This window comes from Stenotrophomonas nitritireducens (assembly GCF_001700965.1).
Lineage (GTDB): Bacteria > Pseudomonadota > Gammaproteobacteria > Xanthomonadales > Xanthomonadaceae > Stenotrophomonas > Stenotrophomonas nitritireducens_A.
On sequence record NZ_CP016756.1, the window covers coordinates 3,541,120 to 3,560,512 of the forward strand.

Annotated in this window: 24 protein-coding genes; 7 read left to right on the forward strand and 17 right to left on the reverse strand. The window is 65.3% G+C overall.

All coding sequences use genetic code 11. The features are described 5' to 3' along the window. Positions 1–158 precede the first annotated feature (158 nt). Positions 159–695, reverse strand: coding sequence for a DNA-3-methyladenine glycosylase I (locus tag BCV67_RS15105; RefSeq protein ID WP_062168750.1), 537 nt, complete (start codon positions 693–695; stop codon positions 159–161). Positions 696–774: 79 nt separating this feature from the next. Between BCV67_RS15105 and BCV67_RS15110 the strand changes: the two genes are divergently transcribed. From BCV67_RS15110 to BCV67_RS15125, 4 genes are all read left to right on the forward strand, one after another. Further along, complete coding sequence (locus tag BCV67_RS15110; RefSeq protein WP_062168748.1) at positions 775–1,341, forward strand: YqgE/AlgH family protein; 567 nt, start codon at positions 775–777, stop codon at positions 1,339–1,341. Next, positions 1,334–1,801: a Holliday junction resolvase RuvX gene (gene ruvX, locus BCV67_RS15115; protein ID WP_062168746.1), complete on the forward strand. Its 468-nt coding sequence runs from the start codon at positions 1,334–1,336 to the stop codon at positions 1,799–1,801. Before BCV67_RS15110 ends, ruvX begins: the two co-directional genes overlap by 8 nt. A gap of 17 nt (positions 1,802–1,818) precedes the next feature. Next, on the forward strand, positions 1,819–2,769 hold the full coding sequence (locus BCV67_RS15120; RefSeq protein WP_062168743.1) for an aspartate carbamoyltransferase catalytic subunit: 951 nt from the start codon (positions 1,819–1,821) through the stop codon (positions 2,767–2,769). Positions 2,770–2,892: 123 nt separating this feature from the next. After that, complete coding sequence (locus tag BCV67_RS15125; RefSeq protein WP_062168741.1) at positions 2,893–4,275, forward strand: hypothetical protein; 1,383 nt, start codon at positions 2,893–2,895, stop codon at positions 4,273–4,275. A gap of 182 nt (positions 4,276–4,457) precedes the next feature. On the opposite strand, the gene BCV67_RS15130 is transcribed toward BCV67_RS15125, so the two are convergent. The 16 genes from BCV67_RS15130 to BCV67_RS15205 form a co-directional block, all read right to left on the reverse strand. Next, positions 4,458–5,195 carry a tetratricopeptide repeat protein gene (locus BCV67_RS15130; RefSeq protein ID WP_062168740.1) on the reverse strand — a complete coding sequence of 246 codons (738 nt, stop codon included), beginning with the start codon at positions 5,193–5,195 and terminating at the stop codon, positions 4,458–4,460. Positions 5,196–5,272: 77 nt separating this feature from the next. Further along, positions 5,273–5,536, reverse strand: a complete 264-nt coding sequence (locus BCV67_RS15135; protein ID WP_062168739.1) for a hypothetical protein — start codon at positions 5,534–5,536, stop codon at positions 5,273–5,275. 122 nt (positions 5,537–5,658) lie between these two features. Next, a complete protein-coding gene (gene mgtE, locus BCV67_RS15140; RefSeq protein WP_057628902.1) occupies positions 5,659–7,020 on the reverse strand; it encodes a magnesium transporter in 1,362 nt (453 codons plus the stop codon). Between the two features lie 131 nt (positions 7,021–7,151). Next, positions 7,152–8,870: a phosphoenolpyruvate--protein phosphotransferase gene (gene ptsP / locus BCV67_RS15145; protein ID WP_062168738.1), complete on the reverse strand. Its 1,719-nt coding sequence runs from the start codon at positions 8,868–8,870 to the stop codon at positions 7,152–7,154. A gap of 49 nt (positions 8,871–8,919) precedes the next feature. Continuing rightward, positions 8,920–9,189, reverse strand: coding sequence for an HPr family phosphocarrier protein (locus BCV67_RS15150; protein WP_057628900.1), 270 nt, complete (start codon positions 9,187–9,189; stop codon positions 8,920–8,922). Then, positions 9,182–9,574 carry a PTS sugar transporter subunit IIA gene (locus BCV67_RS15155; RefSeq protein WP_062168737.1) on the reverse strand — a complete coding sequence of 131 codons (393 nt, stop codon included), beginning with the start codon at positions 9,572–9,574 and terminating at the stop codon, positions 9,182–9,184. The genes BCV67_RS15150 and BCV67_RS15155 overlap by 8 nt, the downstream gene beginning before the upstream one ends. A 98-nt stretch (positions 9,575–9,672) precedes the next feature. Beyond that, positions 9,673–10,551, reverse strand: coding sequence for an RNase adapter RapZ (rapZ, locus tag BCV67_RS15160; protein ID WP_062168735.1), 879 nt, complete (start codon positions 10,549–10,551; stop codon positions 9,673–9,675). Further along, positions 10,548–11,498: an HPr(Ser) kinase/phosphatase gene (gene hprK, locus BCV67_RS15165; RefSeq protein ID WP_062168733.1), complete on the reverse strand. Its 951-nt coding sequence runs from the start codon at positions 11,496–11,498 to the stop codon at positions 10,548–10,550. Before hprK ends, rapZ begins: the two co-directional genes overlap by 4 nt. Then, a complete protein-coding gene (locus BCV67_RS15170) occupies positions 11,495–11,947 on the reverse strand; it encodes a PTS sugar transporter subunit IIA (RefSeq protein ID WP_062168731.1) in 453 nt (150 codons plus the stop codon). The genes hprK and BCV67_RS15170 overlap by 4 nt, the downstream gene beginning before the upstream one ends. Positions 11,948–11,972: 25 nt before the next feature. Next, on the reverse strand, positions 11,973–12,287 hold the full coding sequence (hpf, locus tag BCV67_RS15175; RefSeq protein ID WP_057628895.1) for a ribosome hibernation-promoting factor, HPF/YfiA family: 315 nt from the start codon (positions 12,285–12,287) through the stop codon (positions 11,973–11,975). A 59-nt stretch (positions 12,288–12,346) separates the two neighbouring features. Next, positions 12,347–13,780, reverse strand: coding sequence for an RNA polymerase factor sigma-54 (locus BCV67_RS15180; RefSeq protein ID WP_062168729.1), 1,434 nt, complete (start codon positions 13,778–13,780; stop codon positions 12,347–12,349). A gap of 41 nt (positions 13,781–13,821) precedes the next feature. Continuing rightward, the gene (gene lptB / locus BCV67_RS15185) at positions 13,822–14,541 is read right to left on the reverse strand and encodes an LPS export ABC transporter ATP-binding protein (protein WP_062168727.1); all 720 of its coding nucleotides are present in this window, start codon (positions 14,539–14,541) and stop codon (positions 13,822–13,824) included. Next, positions 14,541–15,068: a lipopolysaccharide transport periplasmic protein LptA gene (gene lptA, locus BCV67_RS15190; protein ID WP_156455852.1), complete on the reverse strand. Its 528-nt coding sequence runs from the start codon at positions 15,066–15,068 to the stop codon at positions 14,541–14,543. Before lptA ends, lptB begins: the two co-directional genes overlap by 1 nt. Next, a complete protein-coding gene (gene lptC / locus BCV67_RS15195; RefSeq protein ID WP_062168723.1) occupies positions 15,046–15,612 on the reverse strand; it encodes an LPS export ABC transporter periplasmic protein LptC in 567 nt (188 codons plus the stop codon). The genes lptA and lptC overlap by 23 nt, the downstream gene beginning before the upstream one ends. Then, positions 15,612–16,157: a KdsC family phosphatase gene (locus BCV67_RS15200; RefSeq protein WP_062168721.1), complete on the reverse strand. Its 546-nt coding sequence runs from the start codon at positions 16,155–16,157 to the stop codon at positions 15,612–15,614. Before BCV67_RS15200 ends, lptC begins: the two co-directional genes overlap by 1 nt. A 62-nt stretch (positions 16,158–16,219) precedes the next feature. Continuing rightward, on the reverse strand, positions 16,220–17,221 hold the full coding sequence (locus BCV67_RS15205; RefSeq protein WP_062168719.1) for a KpsF/GutQ family sugar-phosphate isomerase: 1,002 nt from the start codon (positions 17,219–17,221) through the stop codon (positions 16,220–16,222). Positions 17,222–17,273: 52 nt separating this feature from the next. Here BCV67_RS15205 and BCV67_RS15210 point away from each other — a divergent pair, with 52 nt between their 5' ends. Genes BCV67_RS15210 through BCV67_RS15220 form a run of 3 tightly spaced genes read left to right on the forward strand, consistent with a single transcriptional unit; the run spans position 17,274 to position 19,124 of the window. Continuing rightward, a complete protein-coding gene (locus BCV67_RS15210) occupies positions 17,274–17,504 on the forward strand; it encodes a BolA family protein (protein ID WP_057628888.1) in 231 nt (76 codons plus the stop codon). 40 nt (positions 17,505–17,544) lie between these two features. Next, complete coding sequence (murA, locus tag BCV67_RS15215) at positions 17,545–18,819, forward strand: UDP-N-acetylglucosamine 1-carboxyvinyltransferase (protein ID WP_062168718.1); 1,275 nt, start codon at positions 17,545–17,547, stop codon at positions 18,817–18,819. Further along, positions 18,816–19,124 carry an EF-hand domain-containing protein gene (locus BCV67_RS15220; protein WP_062168716.1) on the forward strand — a complete coding sequence of 103 codons (309 nt, stop codon included), beginning with the start codon at positions 18,816–18,818 and terminating at the stop codon, positions 19,122–19,124. The genes murA and BCV67_RS15220 overlap by 4 nt, the downstream gene beginning before the upstream one ends. Positions 19,125–19,393 lie beyond the last annotated feature (269 nt).

A 19,393-nucleotide genomic window follows, 5' to 3' on the forward strand; every position in this document is an offset into this window, starting at 1 on the left:
CACCCGGGGCTGTTGGCGGGGAGCCTGAAAGACCTGCGAGATCCTTGCTCCCGGGTGCGCTGCGCTTACCCGGGCTACAAAACGGAGGTCGCGGAAGTATCTTGCTGGTCAGGTGAGCTTCCGCTCCGGCTCCTGAGCTTCCAAAAACCCCAAAACCCCTACCGCCCCATCCAGGCCGGCCCAATCGCCGCGATCTTTACCATCACCGGGCAGTCCTCCCGGTGCGCGCCCGGCAGATAGCCCAGGCTCATCAGGAATTCCCCAGTGATCTCGCCACCGGTGAAGCGAAAGGTCTTCTTGAACAACTTCACCCACTCCGCCTTGGTCAGCGGGTGGTGCGCATCCAGCCACTCGGCAAAGCCGCCATGGGAAGCACGCAGGCCTTGGATCACCTGCGCGTTGTGGATCGCGGCCAGCACCTTGAGCCGGTTGCGGATGATGGCGGCGTCGGCCATCAGCCTGGCGATATCGGCGTCGCCATAGGCGGCCACCGCATCCACGTCAAAGCCGCTGTACGCGCTGCGGAAACCTTCACGCTTGCGCAGGATGGTTTCCCAGCTCAGGCCGGCCTGGTTGATCTCCAGCAGCAGGCGCTCGAACAACTCGGCCTCCGCGCGCTGCGGGAAGCCGTATTCGTTGTCGTGGTAAGGACCGTGAACCGGGTGGTCGGGCGCGGAATCACAATAGCTGGACATGAAGGCCACCGAAGCAGGAGCTGGCCCTGGATTATCGCTGGCGCGAGCCCTTGGCGGCGTCAGCGGCTAGAATGTGCACATGTCTGCGCTGTCGCCCTCTCTCGCCAATCACCTGCTGGTGGCCCTGCCGTCGCTGCTCGACCCCCCGTTTGCTCGCAGTGTGGCCCTGATCTGCCAGCACGACGACAACGGCGCGATGGGCGTGGTGGTCAACCAGGCGTCCGAATACACATTGGGCGATGTATTCGCCCAGATGGATATCAACACCGATGATGGCGACCTGCGTGCGGTGCCGGTACTCAATGGCGGCCCGGTGCATCCTGAACGCGGCTTCGTGATTCATGACGATGCGCGCGGCTGGGATTCAACCATGGCGGTTACCGATGGGCTCTACCTGACCACATCGCGCGACATCCTCGAAGCCATGGCGCAGGGGCAGGGGCCGCGCAACGCGCTGGTCACGCTGGGCTGCGCCGGCTGGAGCAGTGGTCAGCTCGAACGCGAGCTCACCGAGGACAGCTGGTTGACCGTACCTGCCGACGCGCCGTTGCTGTTCGCCACGCCGCTGGACGAGCGCTGGCAACTGGCCGCCTCGCGCATTGGCGTGGATCTGTTCCGGCTGGCCGGATACAGCGGTCATGTCTGAGCCGGCCCTGCTTTCCACCCAAAGCACGGTGCTGGGTTTCGATGTGGGTTCGCGGCGCATCGGTGTTGCCATCGGTAGTTCGCTGGGCGTGGGCGCACGCGCCCTTGCCGTGATCGATGTACATGGCAATGGCCCGGACTGGACCGCGCTGGATAAGCTGCACAAGGAATGGCGGCCGCAGGGCTTGATCGTCGGCGACCCGCTCACCCTGGAAGGCGAAGACCAGCCCAACCGCAAGCGCGCGCATGCCTTTGCCCGGCAGCTGCAGCAGCGCTACAAGGTGCCGGTATTGCTGGTGGACGAGCGTTCCAGCTCAGTCGAGGCCGCGCAGCGGTTTGCGATGGAGCGTGCCGAAGGCCGCAAGCGCCGCCGCGATGCCGCCAATCTCGATGCCGAGGCTGCGGCCGTCATCATCGAGCGCTGGCTGTCCGCGCCGCACGAAGCCACCCCTATTTCCTGACTGTCGAAGACCCCGCCATGACTGCTTCGCAACTTGATGCCCAAGGACGCCTGCGCCACCTGCTGACCCTGGATGGGTTGCCCCGCGAAACCCTGTTGCAGCTGCTGGACCGCGCCGGTCAGATCCGCGATGCCGCCGTTGGCCGCATCAACAACAAGCGCGCGGTGCTGGCGGGCACGGCGGTATGCACGCTGTTCTTCGAACCCTCCACCCGCACCCGCAGCTCGTTCCAGCTGGCAGCACAACGGCTGGGCGCGGATGTACTGAATTTCGATGCATCCACCTCATCCGCGCGCAAGGGCGAAACCGCCTGCGATACGCTGAAGAACCTTGAAGCGATGGGCGTGCGTGGTTTCATCGTGCGCCACCCGGACGACGGCGCCGTGGCCGAACTGGCCGGCGTCGCTGGCGAGGGCACCGCGCTGATCAATGCCGGCGATGGCCGCAGCGCACATCCCACCCAGGGCCTGCTCGACATGCTGACCCTGCGCCAGGCCAAGGGCAGCGATTTCTCCAAGCTTAAAGTGGTGATTGTCGGCGACGTGAAGCACTCGCGTGTGGCCCGTACCGATCTGCAGGCGATGCGCACGCTCGGCGTGGGCGAGATCCGCGTATGCGGCCCGCAATCGCTGCTGCCGGACGACGAAACCCTGAAGGGCTGCGTGGTCGGCCAGGATTTCGACGCCATGCTGGAAGGAGTTGATGCGCTGATGATGCTGCGACTGCAGCGCGAGCGCATGGAAGAAGGCCTGGTGCCGTCGCTGGAGCAGTACCACGCCCAGTACGGCCTCAATGGTGAGCGTCTGCAGCGTGCGGCCAAGGATGCGGCGGTACTGCACCCGGGCCCGATCAACCGCGGCGTGGAAGTCACCGACGACGTGGCCGACGGCCCACAGTCCTGGGTACTGCGTCAGGTCGCCAACGGCGTCGCCGTGCGCATGGCCGTGCTGGAAACCCTGCTGGGTTGAATTACGGCGAAAGCCTAGTCCGGCCTTCCTTTGGAGGGCCGTTAGGATTGCACGCAACATTCAGGAGCAACGCGTATGGAAACGAACTTGAGGGCCCGCGCGGCGAGGTCGGATCTGCTGGCAATGGCAGTTCTGCTGCTCTCGGCTGCGGTGATCTGGCTGCCCGCGGTATGGACCCCGTTCTGGGGCGATGACTACGTGTTTCTGCACGCGGCGCGGCTGTCCAACCTGGCGAACCAGCCATGGTCGGAGACCTTCTGGCCAGTGCAGCCGGAACTTTTCTGGCGGCCACTGTCGCAGACCGCCTGGTGGCGCGTGGTTGAAGGCGAGATGGGCGGCAACGTGCTTACTGCCCATGCGGTCTTGCTTGCGCTGCACGGGCTTGCCGCAGTGGGTGTGGGGGGATTGGGATTGACCATTGCGCGCGTCGCTGGCTGGCCCGCCCGTTGCGCGGTTGCCGGCCTGAGCGCGGCCTTTTATGGCGTGCTCGCGGTCAGCCTGCTGCCGGTGCATTGGGTGGCGGCGGCAAACAGCCCGCTGCTGGTGCTGTTCACCACTGTATTGCTGGCCTTGTGGTTGGCTGCCTCCACCGCACAAGGTGCTGCGCGGATGCTGTTGCTGGCGGTGGTGCCCGGTCTGCTTGCGGTTGCCTTGTTGAGCAAGGAATCGGCAATTCTGATGCCGGTGCTGATGCTGATGATCAGCTTGTTTGTCGGCGCGCGGTTGCGCCGCGGCGAATGGTTGGTGCTTGCGGTCAGCGCGCTCATCTGTGTGGTGTGGCTGTGGCTGCGCGGCAAGGCGACGGTTCCGCCGGCGCCGCAGTACGCATATGCGTTTGGTGGCAACCTAGTCAGGAATGGGGCGTCGTTCGTGGCCTGGATGCTCAATGTGCCGCGCGAGGCACTGCGCATGATTGCCACGGACGGACTACTCAAGGGCGCGCTCTGGGCGATGCTGGCGGCGCTGCCGGTCCTGCTCAGCTGGGGCTTGGCGGCGTCCAAGGGCGGCTGGCGGCGATTGCAGGCCCGTCAGTGGGGCTTGGTGCTGGCGGTTGCGGTGGTGGCGTACACGCCTTACTTCCCGCTGATCTGGAACAGCTACGCGTACTATGCGGCGATCTCGGCGATCCTGCCGGCCATCGTATTGGCGCGGCTGCTGCAGGGACGTCGGATTGCGGTGATCGTGGCCGTGCTGATGGGGGTGTCGGGCTGGCTGGCGGTCGCAGGGACGCGTCTGCTGGACCATCCCGGGCTCATCGGCCGCGCGCGTTGGGCGGAAACGTCGTTGCAGCAGCTTGCCGGGCAGCAATTGAAGACTCCGCTGTGGGTACGGGTGGAAGACGATCAGCGCTTCGCGGCAATGGGGGTGCATGGTCTGGCTTGGCGGCTGTATGTGCCGCTGGAGCAGGTCCACCAAGTGGATGCTTGCCCGCAGGGCACTGAAGCCGGAACCTGTTTGGAAATGGACGCGGAAGGGGACTGGAGTCACCGTCCAGTGGCTCCTTGAACCAGGTATGTTCAATGCTGTGCCGGGGTTGACGCGCTAGCGAAGTGCCTTGCTCCCTCTCCTGCAGACTTGGGCGAGGGGGCTGTTGAGACCCTTGCGGTAATGCCAGCTTCGCGGCTTACGCCGCTCCCACAAAACTGTTGGTATCACTGTCAGAGCTGCCTGCCGGGCCTCGCGCGGCGCTACGGTTTGCCGGCCTGGCGTTTGCGTTGCTGCTGGATGTAGGTCATTTCGTTCTCGGCGACCTTGTTGCCGGGTTCCAGTGCCAATGACTCTTCGTACGCTGTCTGGGCTGCGTCCAAGTCACCCAGCTCAATCAAGGCATAGCCGGTTCCGCGTAGTGCCAGCGCCTCGGCGTACGCTGCTTCAGGATGGCTGCGGGTCAATGCCAGCGCCTGCTGGTAACTGCTCAGCGCTGCCGACCAGTCTTTGCTCATGTTCAGCGCCGCGCCGCGTTCGGTCAGCGCTTCCGGCTCATAGGGCGCGGTTGCGTGGGCCTTGTCCAGCCATCGTATTGCCTGTGCCGCATCGCGCAGTTCCACGGCGATGTAGCCCAGCTGGATGTAAACGTTGGCACAGGCGCTGTCCAGCCAGTCGATGGGCTCGCCGTCGCCGTGGTCGCGCAGGTAAAGCTCGTATTGCCGTTGCGTGCGGAAGCTCAGCGAACGCCGTCCAGGCGCTGCACGGTAAGCGTCACATTGTCGCGCGGCGTCGAGCAGCAGAGCTTTGGCCTGGGCATGCTCGCCTTTCACATTCAGGGCGCCGGCCTCCTGCACGGAGGCACGCAACTCCTTGCCCAACGCTGGCTCACCGGGCTGCGAATAGATCTGTGTGGTGCTGAGCGTGACCGGATCGACGGGCTCGTCGGCGAGTGCGTTGGCGCACGCCAACGCCAGAGCAATACACAGCAGATAACGCATACGTCCCCCGCGTAGCGATGTGGACGTCAGCGTAGCCGGAGCCGCGGCGAATAGGTAGGGGGCGCCAGTGCAGGCGCTCAGCCGCGCGGTGCCATTGCCAGGATTGCCAGCTGCTGCTGGGCTTCTTCGTTGCCGGCTGCGGCAGCGGCCTGCATCTGGGCGAGATCGGGGTGCTGTACGACCAGCAGCGGGTACTCGCATTCGGGGCAGGCGTATTCGGTCTGCTCGTCGTGCAGCTCCATTTCCATCTGCCGGGAGTTGCCCTTCCATTCGCAGGCGGGGCAGTTGTGCACCTCCTCGCGCCAGCCGGTCTGGTAGTAATCGTTGACGGTGATGGTCATGGGGCAGCCTGAAACAAGGGCGTTGAAGTGTAGCCCGGGTAAGCGCAGCGCACCCGGGGCTTTCCGCGAAGAACTCCCGGGTGCGCTGACGCTTACCCGGGCTACGGTTCTACCGGCGGCGATCAGTGCAGCAGCACCAGCGTGGCCAGACCGAGGAAGGTGAAAAAGCCCATCGAGTCGGTCACGGCGGTCAGGAAGATGCCGCTGGCCAGGGCCGGGTCGAAGCCCAGCCGCTTCAGCGTCAATGGCACCAGTACGCCGGCCGATGCGGCGAACAATAGATTGAAGGTCAGCGCGACGCCGATCACCAGCGACAGCCCGGGCATGTGGAACCATGCCAGCACGATCAGGCCCAGGACCGTGCCCAGCACCACGCCGTTGAGCAGGGCTACGCGTAGCTCTTTCCACAACAAGGTGCGGGCATTGGAGGCGCCCACCTGGCCCAGTGCCAGGCCGCGGATCATCAGTGCCAGCACCTGGGTGCCGGCGTTGCCGCCGAGGCCGGCGACGATCGGCATCAGCACCGCCAGCGCCACCAGCTTGTCGATGGTGCCTTCGAAATGGCCAACCACACTGGAGGCGAGGAAGGCGGTACACAGATTGACCGACAGCCACATCAGGCGCCGGCGCATGGCACGCCAGACCGGGCTGAACAGATCCTCGTCCTCGTCCAGGCCGGCTGCGCCCAAGGCCTGGTGCTCGGCCTGGCCCCGGATGATGTCGACCACGTCATCGATGGTGATGCGGCCGATCAGGATGTTGTTGTCGTCCACCACCGGTGCCGAGACCCAGTCATGATCGGAGAATTGGCGGGCCACTTCGTCGGCGCTTTCGCCCACGTCGATGGCCGGCTGTTCGTCGTCGATCAGGCGGTTGATCGGGGTGGTGTCTTCGTGGGTGACCAGCGAGGCCAGCGACAGCCGGCCCAGGTACTGGTGGCGGCGGCTGACCACGAACAGGTGATCGGTGTGGTCGGGCAGCTCGCCGCGCAGGCGCAGGTAGCGCAGCACCACATCGACATTGACGTCGGCGCGCACGGTGACCACGTCCGGGTTCATCAAGCGGCCGGCGGTGTCTTCCGGGTAGGACAGCACCTGCTCCAGCCGCTCGCGGTTCTCGCGGTCCATCGACTTGAGTACTTCGTCGATGACGGTGTCGGGCAGATCCTCGACCAGATCGGCGAGATCGTCGATGTCCAGGTCTTCGACTGCGGCGATGATCTCGTCCGCGTCCATGTCCGCCAGCAGGCTTTCGCGCACGTCTTCACCGACATGCACCAGCACCTCACCGTCGTCCTCGGCATCCACCAGCCCCCACACCACTTCACGCTTGCCCGGCGGTAACGACTCCAGCAGGTTGCCGATCTCGGCCGGCGAGAGCGTGTTGACCAGACGGCGCACCGGCCCCAGACGGCCGCTGTCCAATGCATCGGAAAGCAGGCGCAGCTGGCGTGCGGTCTTGTCGTGGCGTACGGCTTCAGCCATGCGCAGCTCCCGGTATGGTGATGGCCGCAGTCCGTGGCGGGTGAGCGCCATCGGCGGTGTTTAGCCCGCCATTATCACGTGCGGCGCGCGGGCTTGCATATAACCGGCGCTGCCGGATTCTGTTGCCGGACTCAACTACCGGCGTTGGTGGTGATCCAGCGTTCAATGCCGCGGCGGTCGCGTGCCGCCAACAACTGCGGTGCCTGCAGGCGTAGCGCCGCAAGATCCACTTCGCGGATGGCGCGGCGGACTTCCAGCAAGGTGGCCGGGTGCAGGCTGAACTCGGTCAGCCCCAAGGCTAGCAGCAGGGCTGTCATGCGCGCGTCACCGGCCATTTCACCGCAGACCGCCACCGGTGTGTCGTGCCGTTGGGCGGTTTCGATCACCTGCCGCAACAGCCACAGCACCGCTGGATGCAGCGGCGAATACAGCTCGGCCACCGCGTCGTTGTTGCGGTCGGCCGCCAGCAGGTACTGGACCAGGTCATTGGTGCCGATCGACAGGAAGTCGACCTGGTCGATGAAGGTTCCCAGTGCGATGGCGGCGGCTGGCACTTCGATCATCGCCCCGACCGGAATGTTCTCGGCCACTTCATGGCCGTCGTTGCGCAACAGTGCGGCCAGCCGTGACAGGCGCCGGCGCACGCTCATGATTTCCTCGCGGGTGGTCAGCATCGGGATCAGGATGCGCAGCGGACCATAGCCGGAGGCACGCAGGATGGCGCGCAACTGGGTATCGGACACCTTCGGCCGGGCCAGCGACAGGCGTACCCCGCGCAGGCCCAGTGCCGGGTTTTCCTCGCTGCTCAGCACCAGCCCGGTGCGGTCGGCCTTGTCCGCGCCCAGGTCCAGGGTGCGGATGGTGACCGGCCGCCCGCTCATGCCCAGTACGGTGTCGCGGTAAACGCGGAACTGTTCTTCTTCATCAGGCAGCTGGTTGCGCTGCATGAACAGGAATTCGGTGCGGTACAGGCCCAGCCCACGGGCGCCCAGCGCATGTGCCTGGGCGACGTCGTCATGGGATTCGGCATTGGCCAGCAGGGTGATCTCCGCGCCATCGAGGGTGCGGGTCGGCTTGGCCCGCAGGCGCCCGAGTTCGCGCTGCTCACGCGCCAGTTCGCGTTGGCGCAGGCGGTACTGGCGCAGGTCGTCGGGGCCGGGATCGACCACGATCTCGCCACTGCCGCCGTCCAGGATCAGTACGTCGCCGTCGCTGACCTTCTGCAGTACCGCGTTGGCGGCCACCACCAGCGGCATGTGCAGGCTGCGCGCGAGGATGGCGCTGTGCGAAAGCACGCTGCCGGCGCTGCTGACGATGCCGACCACGCCCTGCGACTGCAGCTGCGCCAGCTCCGAGGGCGCGACGTTCTCGCAGACCAGGATTTCGCCGGCCAGGCCTTTCATGGTGGTGGTGCGTTTGTGCAGGAAGGACTGGATACGGCCGATCACATGATCCAGATCGTCCATCCGGCTTTTCAGGTAGGCGTCTTCCATGCCCTCGAACACCTGCGCCAGGCGGTCGCGCTGGATGCGCAGGGCGTGGCTGGCGCTGTAGCGCTTGCTGCGCACCAGTTCATCCAAGGCGGTCAGCAGCTCCGGGTCATCCAGCAGCATGGCGTGCAGCTCGAGGAACTCGCCCACTTCCGCCGGCAACGCGCCCTGCAGGCGGGTACGCAGCTCACGCATTTCCTGGCGTGCGGCATCGGTGGCGCGGTGCAGGCGCTCGAGTTCGTGTTCCACCGCGGCGGCGGCAACGCGCTTTTCGCCGATATCCTGCACATGCGGCAGGCGCACCCGGGCACGGCCCAGCGCCGAGCCACGGGAAGCGGGCAGGCCAAGTAGACGGTTCACCGTTGCCGGCTCCGTACCTTGGCTGCCCCCGCGTGCGCGGCATTGCGCATCAGTTGTCCTCGTCGAAACGACGCTCGAACAGGGCGGCTACCGCCTCCAGTGCGGCGGCCTCGTCCTCGCCGTCGACCCGCACCGTGACCGGTGTGCCCTGGGCGGCGGCCAGCAACATCACGCCCATGATGCTTTTGGCGTTGACCTCGCGGCCCTTGGCCACCAGCGTGGCATTGGCGCGGAAGCCGGACAGTACCTGCACCAGCTTGGCGGTGGCACGGGCATGCAGGCCCAGCCGGTTGGAAACCATGAGTTCTTGTTCAAGCATCGTCGGTGATGACTCCATTGCGAGCGCCCGCCGCCGCAGTGGCGGGCAGTTGGTCCAATCCCTGTTCCGGATAGTTCATTACCCGCAGCAACATCGCCAGACTCAAACCCGATACACGCCGCGTGGGAGTGCCCAGGCGGGCCAGCTGACCGGCAAGATTGCTGGGGCTGGCGCCGTACAGATCGGTCAGTATCAACACGCCACCGTCGCCTTCCACCCGGCGCATCGCTGCCGAAGCGGCGGGCAGCAGGGCTTCCAGGTCGGCGTCGAAAGGGACTTCGAACGCTTCGGTTTTCAGCGGCAGTTGCCGCAACAGGGTGGTCGCCACTTCCAGCAGGGAAGTGCCGATACCGGTGTGAGTTACAAGGAGAATGCCGCAGGTCATCCCTGAACGTTAACAGGTCAGGCCAAGTCCGCGATAGCGTCTAAAACTGTCTTCTGTGTGCCATTCAGGGCTTGCCGACCGTCTGTTCGCGCGCGCTTTCAATCCTGCTCGCGGTGAAAGGTGGCCACGTCCTGCCAGCCGCGTTCGCGGGCATGCCGGGCCAGCCGTTCGGCCAGGTAGACCGAGCGGTGTTTGCCGCCGGTGCAGCCGAACGCCACGGTGACATAGCTGCGGGTCTCGCTGCCCAGTTTGGGCAGCCAGGTATCGAGCAGGTCCTGCAGTTGGGTGACGTAGCGCACCACGTCGGGCTGCGCGTCCAGGTACTCGCGCACCTCACGGTCACGGCCGGTCAGCGAGCGCAGTTCCGGGTCCCAGTGCGGATTGGGCAATACCCGCGCATCGAACACGAAATCCGCTTCGGCCGGCACGCCGCGCTTGTAGGCGAAGGATTCGAACAGCAGTGAGAGCTTGCTCTCGTGGCTGAGCGCGAAATCGGTGATGACCCGGCGCCGCAGCTGGTGGACGTTGAGGCGCGTGGTGTCGATGACGGCGTCGGCTTCGCGGCGTAGTGGCGCGGTCAGCTCGCGCTCGCGACTGATGGCTTCCGGCAGGGACAGGCCCAGGTGGCTGAGCGGATGGCGGCGGCGGGTATCGGCGTAGCGGGCCAGCAAGGTGTCATCGTCGGCCTCGAAGAACAGCAGGCGCGCTTCAATGCCGTAATCCAGCGCGGTCTTGCGCCAGCTCGCCAATTGGCTCAGGTCGCTGCGGCCACGCACGTCGATGCCCACCACCAGCCGCCGCGGGCTGGTTTCCTCGCGTTCGCCGAGCACACCACGGACGAATTCCGGCAGCAGGCTGACCGGGATGTTGTCCGAACAGTAGTAATCCAGGTCCTCAAAGGTCTTCAACGCGACCGATTTGCCCGATCCGGACAGGCCGCTGACGATGATCAGCACCGATGCGGGGTGTGCGCTCATTGACTACGTTGCTCCAGCAGATTGCTATGGCGGGCGATGAACATCGCCGCCGGGTCGATGCCCTTGGTGCGCAGGATGTGCAGGCGGGTGGCGGCCTCGGTGAGCACCGCCAGGTTGCGGCCGGGCATCACCGGCAGGGTGATCAGCGGCACGTCCAGGTCCAGCACATGGCGCTTGCCCGAATCGCCGGTGAGGCGCTCGTAGCCGTAGCTGCTGGGTTCGGTCATGGGCTTGGTCAGGTGCACGATCAGCCGAAGGTACTTGTTCTTCTTTACAGATGTGTCACCAAACATCTGTCGCACGTTCAGTACACCCAGGCCGCGCACTTCCAGCAGGTCCTGCAGCAGCTCCGGGCAGGTGCCGTCGAGCACGTCAGGGGCGATCTGGGTGAATTCGGGGGCGTCGTCGGCAACCAGCCGGTGCCCGCGCGAGAGCAGCTCCAGGGCCAGCTCGCTCTTGCCCGAGCCGGCTTCGCCGGTGATCAGCACGCCAATGGAATAGATCTCCATGAATACGCCATGCAGGATGACCCGCGGCGCCAGCGTACGGGCCAGGTGGTAGCTGAGGTGGTTGAGCAGTTCGTGGCCGCGCCGCGGGGAGACCCATAGCGGGGTCTGCGATTCGTCGGCGGCCGAGCGCAGGTCTTCCGGGCAGCCATGGCTTTTGGTGATGACCAGCGCCAGCGGCCGCGCCTGGATGATGCGTTCGATCACTTCCCAGCGCTGCCGCGCATCCAGCGAATCGAGCCAGGTCAGTTCCTCGGTGCCGAGGATCTGCACTTTGTTGGGATAGATGGTGTTGAGGTAGCCGGCCAGCGAGGGCCGCCGCGAGACCGTATTGCCCGCCTCCAGTTCGCGTTGCGAGCCGGCATGGCCGGCGACCCAGCGCAGATCGAGCTTTTCGCGCTGCTGGTCGAACAGTTCCTGGGCGGTGATGCTGGTATTCATCCGCTGCGCGCCTGTTGCGGGTGGGTGATGATGTGTTTGAGCGCCTGCGCGTCGGGGGCAACGCGCAGGGCCTGGCGGATGTCGGCGTCGGAGAAGATCTCCGCCAGCTCGGACAGCAGCATCAGGTGCTGGTGGGTGTAATGCGCCGGTACGGCCATCGCAAACACCAGATCCACCGGCTCGTCGCCGCCGAAATCCACGGGCTGCTGCAGCCTCAGCAGGGCACCACGCGGCGCCTGCAGGGTGTCCGAACGGCCATGGGGAATGGCGATACCGTGGCCAATGGCCGTGCTGCCGACGTTTTCACGGTCGCGCAGGCTGAGAAAGAGACTGTCCGCGCCGGCCTCACGGCAGGCAAGCAGGCGGGAGGCAGCAATCAGGGTGCTGTCACGATCAGCGACCGCGAGTACCTGGGTACTCACGGCCGCCATCAGGTCGGTCAACGGCATGTTGGCTTACGGCTGGGGGTGAAGATCAGCCATTGTCGCGCAGAGCATGCGATGCGTGGGGAAGATGCTTTTCCTTGTGCTTTATGACCAGCCGGTCGAGCTTGTCGGCCAATACGTCGATGGCTGCATACATGGTGGTGGCAGCCGCATCGGCGTGCAGGGTGCGCCCGGGTAGATTCACCGTGGCGACGACGAGGTAGTCAGGCTTGCGGGTGGACAACTGGACGCGGACTTCGCAGTGCTGGTCGAAGTGCCGACCCAGCCGTTCCAGCTTTGTTTCCACGTATTCCTTCAGGGCAGGCGTGACTTCAACTTGCTGGCCATACGTCTCGATACGCATCGGATTCCTCCTGTGGTTCGGGGTTGCCTTGATGAACCCTGCGCTGCTCGACGAATGCTTCAGGCGATGCGGACGCGTTCGTGAGAGGCACAGATGTTCATGGCCTCACGATACTTCGCAACGGTGCGCCGCGCCACCGGTATGCCACTGGTTTTGAGCATCTCAGCCAGCTTGGCGTCAGAAAGCGGTTTGCGCGGGTTTTCCGCATCGATCAGATTGCGGATCATCGACTGGATCGCAGTGCTGGAAGCCTCACCGCCGCCTTCGGTATCAATACCCGAGGCGAAAAAGGCGCGCAGCGGCAGGGTGCCGCGCGGGGTGCGTACGTATTTGCGGGCGATGGCGCGCGAAATGGTGGATTCGTGCAGTTCCAGTTCGCCGGCGATTTCACGCAGCGTTAGCGGACGCAGGGCCTGCTCGCCGAATTCCAGAAAACCGGCCTGGTGATGCAGCAGGCTGCTGACCACCCGCAGCAGGGTTTCGCCACGCGCCTGCAGGCTCTTCAGCAGCCAGCGCGCTTCCTGCAGCTGCGCGCGCAGATAGCTGGCATCGGCATCGCCGCAGCGGCGGATCAGTTGTTCGTAGCCATGATTGATCACTACGCGCGGACCGGCATGGCCGGCCAGCGCACAGCGCCAGATGCCGCGCTGTCGCCAGATCACACAGTCGGGCACGACATAGGTGTCCGAACTCATCTGGCCCAGCTGCTTGCCCGGGCGTGGATCGAGCGAGCGCAGCAGCTGCACGGCTTCTTCCACGTCGGCAACGGATTGCTTGAGTTCCTGCGCGATGCCGCTGATGCCGGCGCGCGGAAGCCGTTCCAGCGGGCCGTCGGCAATGCGCCTGGCCAGCGTCAGTGCGGGTGTATCGGTGGGCAGCGTATCCAGTTGCAGCGCAAGGCATTCGCCAAGAGTGCGCGCGCCCACACCGGCCGGGTCGAAGCGCTGGATCTGGCGCAGCACTGCCAGGATCTCGTCTTCGTCGGCATGGATTTCAGGCAGCAGCGTCTGCGCGATGGCAGACAGCGGCTCGCGCAGGTAGCCGTCTTCGTCCAGGGCATCAATCAGGGCCACACCGATGGCGCGATCACAGCGGCCCAGATGCGTAAGGTGCAGCTGCCACAGCAGGTGATCGGCGAGCGTGTCGCCGTCTTCGGCCTGCTCGCGTTCGCTGCTGTCGCCGTCGTCGTCGAACGAACTGGAGCGCGCGCTGCTCCAGTCGTCATCGCCGCCATCCCAGTCTTCGCCGTCGGCGTTGATGTCACCCTGTGCGGGATCAATTGGGGTTTCGTCGCTGGAACTGCTGGACGGGCTGTCGTCGCCGTCACTGCCGTCGGTGTTCTCGGCCCATTCCAGCAGCGGGTTGGTTTCCACCGCTTCGGTCAGTTCCAGCTCCAGCTCGGTACTGGACATCTGCAGCAGCCGGATGGCCTGACGCAACTGCGGCGTCATCACCAGGCTCTGTCCCATCGATGTCTGCAGCCGAGCTTTCATGCCTGATCCGTCCGGGAAGGGGCCCGACGTGGCGCTGCGACTCAGAGGGTGAAAGCGTCCCCGAGGTAAACACGGCGCACGTCGGTATTTGCCAGCAGATCTTCTGGTGCCCCCTGCGCCAGTACGCTGCCCTCAGCGAGGATATACGCACGGTCGCAGATTCCCAAGGTCTCGCGCACATTATGGTCGGTGATCAACACACCGATGCCGCGTTGCTTGAGGTGGGTCACGATGCGCTGGATCTCGCCGACCGAAATCGGGTCGACGCCGGCAAACGGTTCGTCGAGCAGGATCAGCCGCGGCCGTGCCGCCAGGGCGCGGGCAATTTCGCAGCGGCGGCGTTCACCGCCGGACAGGCTGGCACCGGCCTGGTCGGCAACGTGGCTGATCTGCAGTTCTTCCAGCAGCGAGGACAGCTCGCGTTCGCGGCTGGCATTGTCCAGGTCTTCGCGCAGTTCCAGCACCAGACGGATGTTGTCGGCCACGCTGAGCTTGCGGAACACCGACGGTTCCTGCGGCAGGTAGCCGACGCCGAGCTTGGCGCGCTCGTACATCGGCTCGTTGGTGAGGTCCTTGCCGTCGAGCATGATGCTGCCGGCATCGGCGGCCACCAGGCCGACGATCATGTAGAAGCAGGTGGTCTTGCCGGCACCGTTGGGACCGAGCACGCCCACCACTTCACCGGCATCCAGGGTCAGCCCGAAGTCCTTGACGACTTCGCGGTTCTTGTAGCGCTTGCGCAGGCCTTGGGCAACGAGCATTACTTGGAATCTCCCGACGCCGCCGGCGCCTTGGTCTTGGGCTGGATGACGGTGCGCACGCGGGTGCCGTCGCCACCGCTCTGCATCGCGCCGCTGCGGGTGTTGTAGACCATGCGCTGGCCGGCGTTGGTGCCGCGCTCGGACTCGACCTTGTAGTTGCCGGTCAGGATGATCACTTCGCTGTTGATGTTGTAGTCCATGTTGTCGGCACGGGCATTCATCCAGGTGTTGTCATCCATCTGCTGCTTCAGCGTGGCCTGTTTGCCGGTCAGCACGACGCGCTCGGTTTCACCGTTCTTGCGGATCACATCGGCGGTATCGGCATGGATCTCCATCGTGCCCTGGGTGATCACCACGTTGCCGCTGAACTGGCATTTGCCGTTGTCGCTGAAGTTGCAGTCGTTGTTGTTGGAGTCGATGGTCATCGGCTGGTTGCGGTCCGATGCCTTGGACCACGCCAGACCGGGTGCGAGCAGGGCGGCGAGCAGCGTGATCGACGCGAGCTTAGCGGGCAGCATTGGGTTCATAGCGGGTCTTGACCTGGGAAAGGAGTGAATACTGCTGGGATTTGAGGTTGGCGCGGAAACCGACGCCGGTCTGCGACAGGCCCGGGCGGGTAAGCGTCACCTGGCCGTCGGTGCGCGCCAGGTTCTGCTCGGGCAGCACATCCAGCGCGGCGGTGCGGAAGGTGGTGGGTGGGGTCTTGCCATCCTTGGGACTGTCGCCGGCGACGTTGCCGCGCAGGCGCAGTTCTTCGCCCTTGGGGCTGACCCAGCCGCTATCGGCACGCAGTTCCCAATGCTGTCCGGCCGCATCGGGTAACAGGAACAGCGGCTTGCTGATGGTCGAGGTCTGATCGGCACGGCTGCGCGCCATCGATGGCGCGCGCAGGGTGACCGATTCGTGGCCTTCCTTGTCCAGGGTGACGATCTCGAAGTCGGTCAGGGTGAAGTCGGTACTGCCTTCCTCGACCGCCGTGGGCGCGGTATTGGCGCGGTTGCGCCATGCCGACCAGCCGCTGAGCAGCGCCGCCAGCAGCAGGCCGAGACCCAGAATGGAACGCCAACTCATCAGGAAAACCTCGCCAGAACCGCGTCCAGTTTGCCTTGCGCGGCCAACAATACGTCACACAGTTCGCGCGCTGCGCCGCGGCCGCCTTTGGCACGGGTCTGCCAATGCACGCGCTCGGCGATCCACGGATGGGCATCGGCCGGCGCCACGGCCAGGCCCACCGCGCCCAGCGGGGCCAGGTCGGGCAGGTCATCGCCCATGAAGGCGACCTGCTCCAGGCCGATGCCGTGCTGCGCGCACAGGGCGCGCACGCTGGCCAGCTTGTCGCCCACCGCAATCTGCGTATCGATGCCCAGATCAGCACCGCGGCGCTGCGCCGACAGGCTGTTGCGGGCGGTGATCAGAACCGGGTGGATGCCGTGCTGCTGCAGCAGTTTCAGGCCCAATCCGTCCTGCACGTAGTAAGCCTTGCTCTCGTTGCCGGCATGGTCATAGAACAGCCGGCCGTCGGTCAGGGTGCCGTCCACGTCGAAACAGGCCAGGCGGATGGCGCTGGCGGTGGCGCGCAGGTTGGCGGGGAAAAGCGTGAGCGGCGAGTAGGGCATTGGCAGGCAGTATCCGTTGCGGCAGGTCGGGCTTTGGCCCGAGACCGTTGATTGTGCGGGGTTTAAACCACTTTTGCCCGCAACAGGTCATGAATGTTCAGGGCGCCGACGGGGTGATTGTCGCCATCGACCACGATCAAACCATTGATCTTGTGGGTTTCCAGCAGGCGCGCGGCCTCGGCGGCGAGCTGGTCGGCGCCGATGGTGCGCGGGTTGCGGGTCATCACCTGGGCGATGCTGGCGGTGCGGACGTCCAGATCGGTGTCCAGGGCACGGCGCAGGTCGCCGTCGGTGAACAGCCCCACCAATCTGCCCTGGGCGTCGACCACGGCGGTCATGCCCAGCCGCTTGCGGCTCATTTCCATCAAAGCGGCGCTGAGGCTGGCATCTTCGCTGACGCTGGGCAGTTCTTCGCCCGAATGCATCACATCGGTGATGTGCAGCAGCAGGCGCCGGCCGAGGCTGCCGGCCGGGTGCGAGCGGGCAAAATCATCGGCGGTGAAGCCGCGTGCATCCAGCAGGGCCACCGCCAGCGCGTCGCCCATCGCCAGCGAGGCGGTGGTGCTGGAGGTCGGGGCCAGTGCCAGCGGGCAGGCTTCATGGTCCACATTCACGTCCAGATGGACGTCGGCGGCCGTCGCCAGGCTTGATTGCGGCCTGCCGGTCATGGAAATCAGCGGGTTGCCCTGGCGCTTGAACACCGGCAGCAGGGTCAGCACCTCGTCCGATTCGCCGGAATAGGACAGCGCCAATACCACGTCATCTTCGGTGATCATGCCCAGATCGCCGTGGCCGGCTTCGCCGGGGTGCACATAGAACGACGGCGTGCCGGTGGAGGCCAGGGTCGCAGCGATCTTGCGCGCGATATGCCCGGATTTGCCCATGCCGGTGGTCACCACGCGGCCGCGCGAGGCCAGTACCAGCCGGCAGGCGGCGGCGAATTCGGCGCCGATTCGGCCGCCCACCCGGTCCAGCTCGTCGCGCTCGATCTCGAACACGCGGTGACCACTGGCCACCAGATCGGCGTCGCGCAATGTATCCAGGGAAAGCGGGGAAGCAGCCATACGGATGCCACTCGGATAGTAGAATGGGGGTCCATTTTATTAGGAAAGCGCTTTGGACGCCGAGACCATCCGAAATCTGATCGAAGCCGGCTTGCCGGGCGCCCGCGCCGACGTGCAGGGCGACGACGGGGTGCACTTCGAGGCCACGGTGGTCTGTGAGGCATTTGCCGGCAAGCTGCCGTTGGCGCGTCACCGCATGGTGTATGCGACGCTGGGCGACCTGATGGGCGGTGCGATCCATGCGCTGGCGCTGAAAACCATCACTCCGGGTGAAGCCGGCTGAGCCGGCGCACTCTCTTTATCCTTTTACCGGCCTTACATACATGGCGAAAATCGTAGTCACCGGCGGCAACGTGCTGAACGGTGAGGTTCATATCTCCGGCGCCAAGAACGCCGTCCTGCCGATCCTGTGCGCCACCCTGCTGGCCGATGCGCCGGTGGAAATCACCAACGTGCCACATCTGCACGACGTGATCACCACCGTGAAGCTGCTCGGCGAGCTGGGCGCCAAGGTCACCATCGACCAGGGAACGCTGTCGCGCGGCAGCGCGGTGGTGGTGGACCCGCGCAGCGTCGATCAGCATGTCGCGCCGTACGAGCTGGTCAAGACCATGCGCGCCTCGATCCTGGTGCTGGGTCCGTTGCTGGCCAAGTTCGGCAAGGCCGAAGTGTCGCTGCCGGGCGGTTGCGCCATCGGTTCGCGTCCGGTCGACCAGCACATCAAGGGCCTGCAGGCGCTGGGTGCTGAAATCAGCGTCGAGAACGGCTTCATCAAGGCCCACGTCGATGGGCGTCTGAAGGGCGGCCGCTATACCTTCGACATGGTCAGCGTCACCGGTACCGAAAACGTGCTGATGGCCGCTGTGCTGGCCGAAGGCACCACGGTGCTGGAAAACGCCGCGATGGAACCGGAAGTTGCCGATCTGGCACATTGCCTGATCGCGCTGGGCGCGAAGATTGAAGGCGTGGGCAGTGCGCGTCTGGTCATCGAAGGCGTCGAGCGCCTGCACGGTGGCCGCCACGCAGTGCTGCCGGATCGCATCGAAACCGGCACGTTCCTGGTGGCGGCGGCGATGAGCGGCGGTCGCGTCACGGTGCGCAATGCGCGCCCGGACACGATGGACGCGGTGCTGCACAAGCTGACCGAAGCCGGCGCTGAGATCAGCACCACCGAGGACAGCATCACCCTGGACATGCACGGCAAGCGGCCCAAGGCGGTGAACATCACCACCGCGCCGCACCCGGCATTCCCGACCGACATGCAGGCCCAGTTCATGGCCATGAACTGCGTGGCCGATGGCGTGGGCGTGATCAAGGAAACCATCTTCGAGAACCGCTTCATGCACGTCAACGAGCTGCTGCGGCTGGGTGCGGACATCCAGATCGAAGGCCACACCGCGATCATCCGCGGCGTGGAGAAGCTCAGTGGCGCGCCGGTAATGGCGACCGACCTGCGCGCATCGGCCTGCTTGATCCTGGCCGGCCTGGTGGCGGCTGACGAGACCAGCATCGACCGCATTTACCATCTCGACCGTGGCTACGAAAACATTGAGGAAAAACTCAGTGGGCTCGGCGCCAACGTACGGCGGACCGCATGATCCTCAAGGGCCGCTTCACCCCACGCCGCAAGGCCCTGTTGGGCCTGGTGCTGCTTGCCCTGGCCTGGCTGGGCTGGGGCTGGTACAGCGGTGTGGCCATCACCCAGGGCGTGGAAAAGGAACAGATGGACTGGAATGGCGATGGCCAGGTCAGTCGTGACGAGTTCCTGCAGGCGTTCTATGCGGTGCAGGTGAAGGACAGCGAAGAAGGCGAGCGCCAATGCCGCAGTTTCATCTGGCGCAGCAGCGGCGAAGAATTCCGCCGCGACTGCCGCACGGTATTCAAGAAGCCGGCGGCAGAGTAAGCGTAGCGTCTGTGGGTAGTGCCGAGCCCTGCTCGGCAGAGGCATTACCGGTAGAGCCCATTGCTGAGCATGGCTCGGTACGATCTGCTCCCTCCCTTTCGCGTAGCGAAGGGGAGGGTTGGGGAGGGGTAAGCACTTCGCGCGCTGACGCAGCGTCAGCTTCGCGGCTTATGCCGCTCCCACAAGGCGCGTCTTCTGTAGTGCCGAGCCATGCTCGGCAGAGGCATCACCGGTAGAGCCCGCTGCCGAGCATGGCTCGGCACGATCTG

What these genes read in the sequence shown, in the direction of transcription:
- BCV67_RS15105 (WP_062168750.1), bottom strand. Translation starts at nt 695, where the DNA reads ATGTCCAGCTATTGTGATTCCGCGCCCGACCACCCGGTTCACGGTCCT.
- BCV67_RS15110 (WP_062168748.1), top strand. Translation starts at nt 775, where the DNA reads ATGTCTGCGCTGTCGCCCTCTCTCGCCAATCACCTGCTGGTGGCCCTG.
- ruvX (WP_062168746.1), top strand. Translation starts at nt 1,334, where the DNA reads ATGTCTGAGCCGGCCCTGCTTTCCACCCAAAGCACGGTGCTGGGTTTC.
- BCV67_RS15120 (WP_062168743.1), top strand. Translation starts at nt 1,819, where the DNA reads ATGACTGCTTCGCAACTTGATGCCCAAGGACGCCTGCGCCACCTGCTG.
- BCV67_RS15125 (WP_062168741.1), top strand. Translation starts at nt 2,893, where the DNA reads ATGGCAGTTCTGCTGCTCTCGGCTGCGGTGATCTGGCTGCCCGCGGTA.
- BCV67_RS15130 (WP_062168740.1), bottom strand. Translation starts at nt 5,195, where the DNA reads ATGCGTTATCTGCTGTGTATTGCTCTGGCGTTGGCGTGCGCCAACGCA.
- BCV67_RS15135 (WP_062168739.1), bottom strand. Translation starts at nt 5,536, where the DNA reads ATGACCATCACCGTCAACGATTACTACCAGACCGGCTGGCGCGAGGAG.
- mgtE (WP_057628902.1), bottom strand. Translation starts at nt 7,020, where the DNA reads ATGGCTGAAGCCGTACGCCACGACAAGACCGCACGCCAGCTGCGCCTG.
- BCV67_RS15150 (WP_057628900.1), bottom strand. Translation starts at nt 9,189, where the DNA reads ATGCTTGAACAAGAACTCATGGTTTCCAACCGGCTGGGCCTGCATGCC.
- BCV67_RS15155 (WP_062168737.1), bottom strand. Translation starts at nt 9,574, where the DNA reads ATGACCTGCGGCATTCTCCTTGTAACTCACACCGGTATCGGCACTTCC.
- rapZ (WP_062168735.1), bottom strand. Translation starts at nt 10,551, where the DNA reads ATGAGCGCACACCCCGCATCGGTGCTGATCATCGTCAGCGGCCTGTCC.
- hprK (WP_062168733.1), bottom strand. Translation starts at nt 11,498, where the DNA reads ATGAATACCAGCATCACCGCCCAGGAACTGTTCGACCAGCAGCGCGAA.
- BCV67_RS15170 (WP_062168731.1), bottom strand. Translation starts at nt 11,947, where the DNA reads ATGCCGTTGACCGACCTGATGGCGGCCGTGAGTACCCAGGTACTCGCG.
- hpf (WP_057628895.1), bottom strand. Translation starts at nt 12,287, where the DNA reads ATGCGTATCGAGACGTATGGCCAGCAAGTTGAAGTCACGCCTGCCCTG.
- BCV67_RS15180 (WP_062168729.1), bottom strand. Translation starts at nt 13,780, where the DNA reads ATGAAAGCTCGGCTGCAGACATCGATGGGACAGAGCCTGGTGATGACG.
- lptB (WP_062168727.1), bottom strand. Translation starts at nt 14,541, where the DNA reads ATGCTCGTTGCCCAAGGCCTGCGCAAGCGCTACAAGAACCGCGAAGTC.
- lptA (WP_156455852.1), bottom strand. Translation starts at nt 15,068, where the DNA reads ATGAACCCAATGCTGCCCGCTAAGCTCGCGTCGATCACGCTGCTCGCC.
- lptC (WP_062168723.1), bottom strand. Translation starts at nt 15,612, where the DNA reads ATGAGTTGGCGTTCCATTCTGGGTCTCGGCCTGCTGCTGGCGGCGCTG.
- BCV67_RS15200 (WP_062168721.1), bottom strand. Translation starts at nt 16,157, where the DNA reads ATGCCCTACTCGCCGCTCACGCTTTTCCCCGCCAACCTGCGCGCCACC.
- BCV67_RS15205 (WP_062168719.1), bottom strand. Translation starts at nt 17,221, where the DNA reads ATGGCTGCTTCCCCGCTTTCCCTGGATACATTGCGCGACGCCGATCTG.
- murA (WP_062168718.1), top strand. Translation starts at nt 17,545, where the DNA reads ATGGCGAAAATCGTAGTCACCGGCGGCAACGTGCTGAACGGTGAGGTT.
- BCV67_RS15220 (WP_062168716.1), top strand. Translation starts at nt 18,816, where the DNA reads ATGATCCTCAAGGGCCGCTTCACCCCACGCCGCAAGGCCCTGTTGGGC.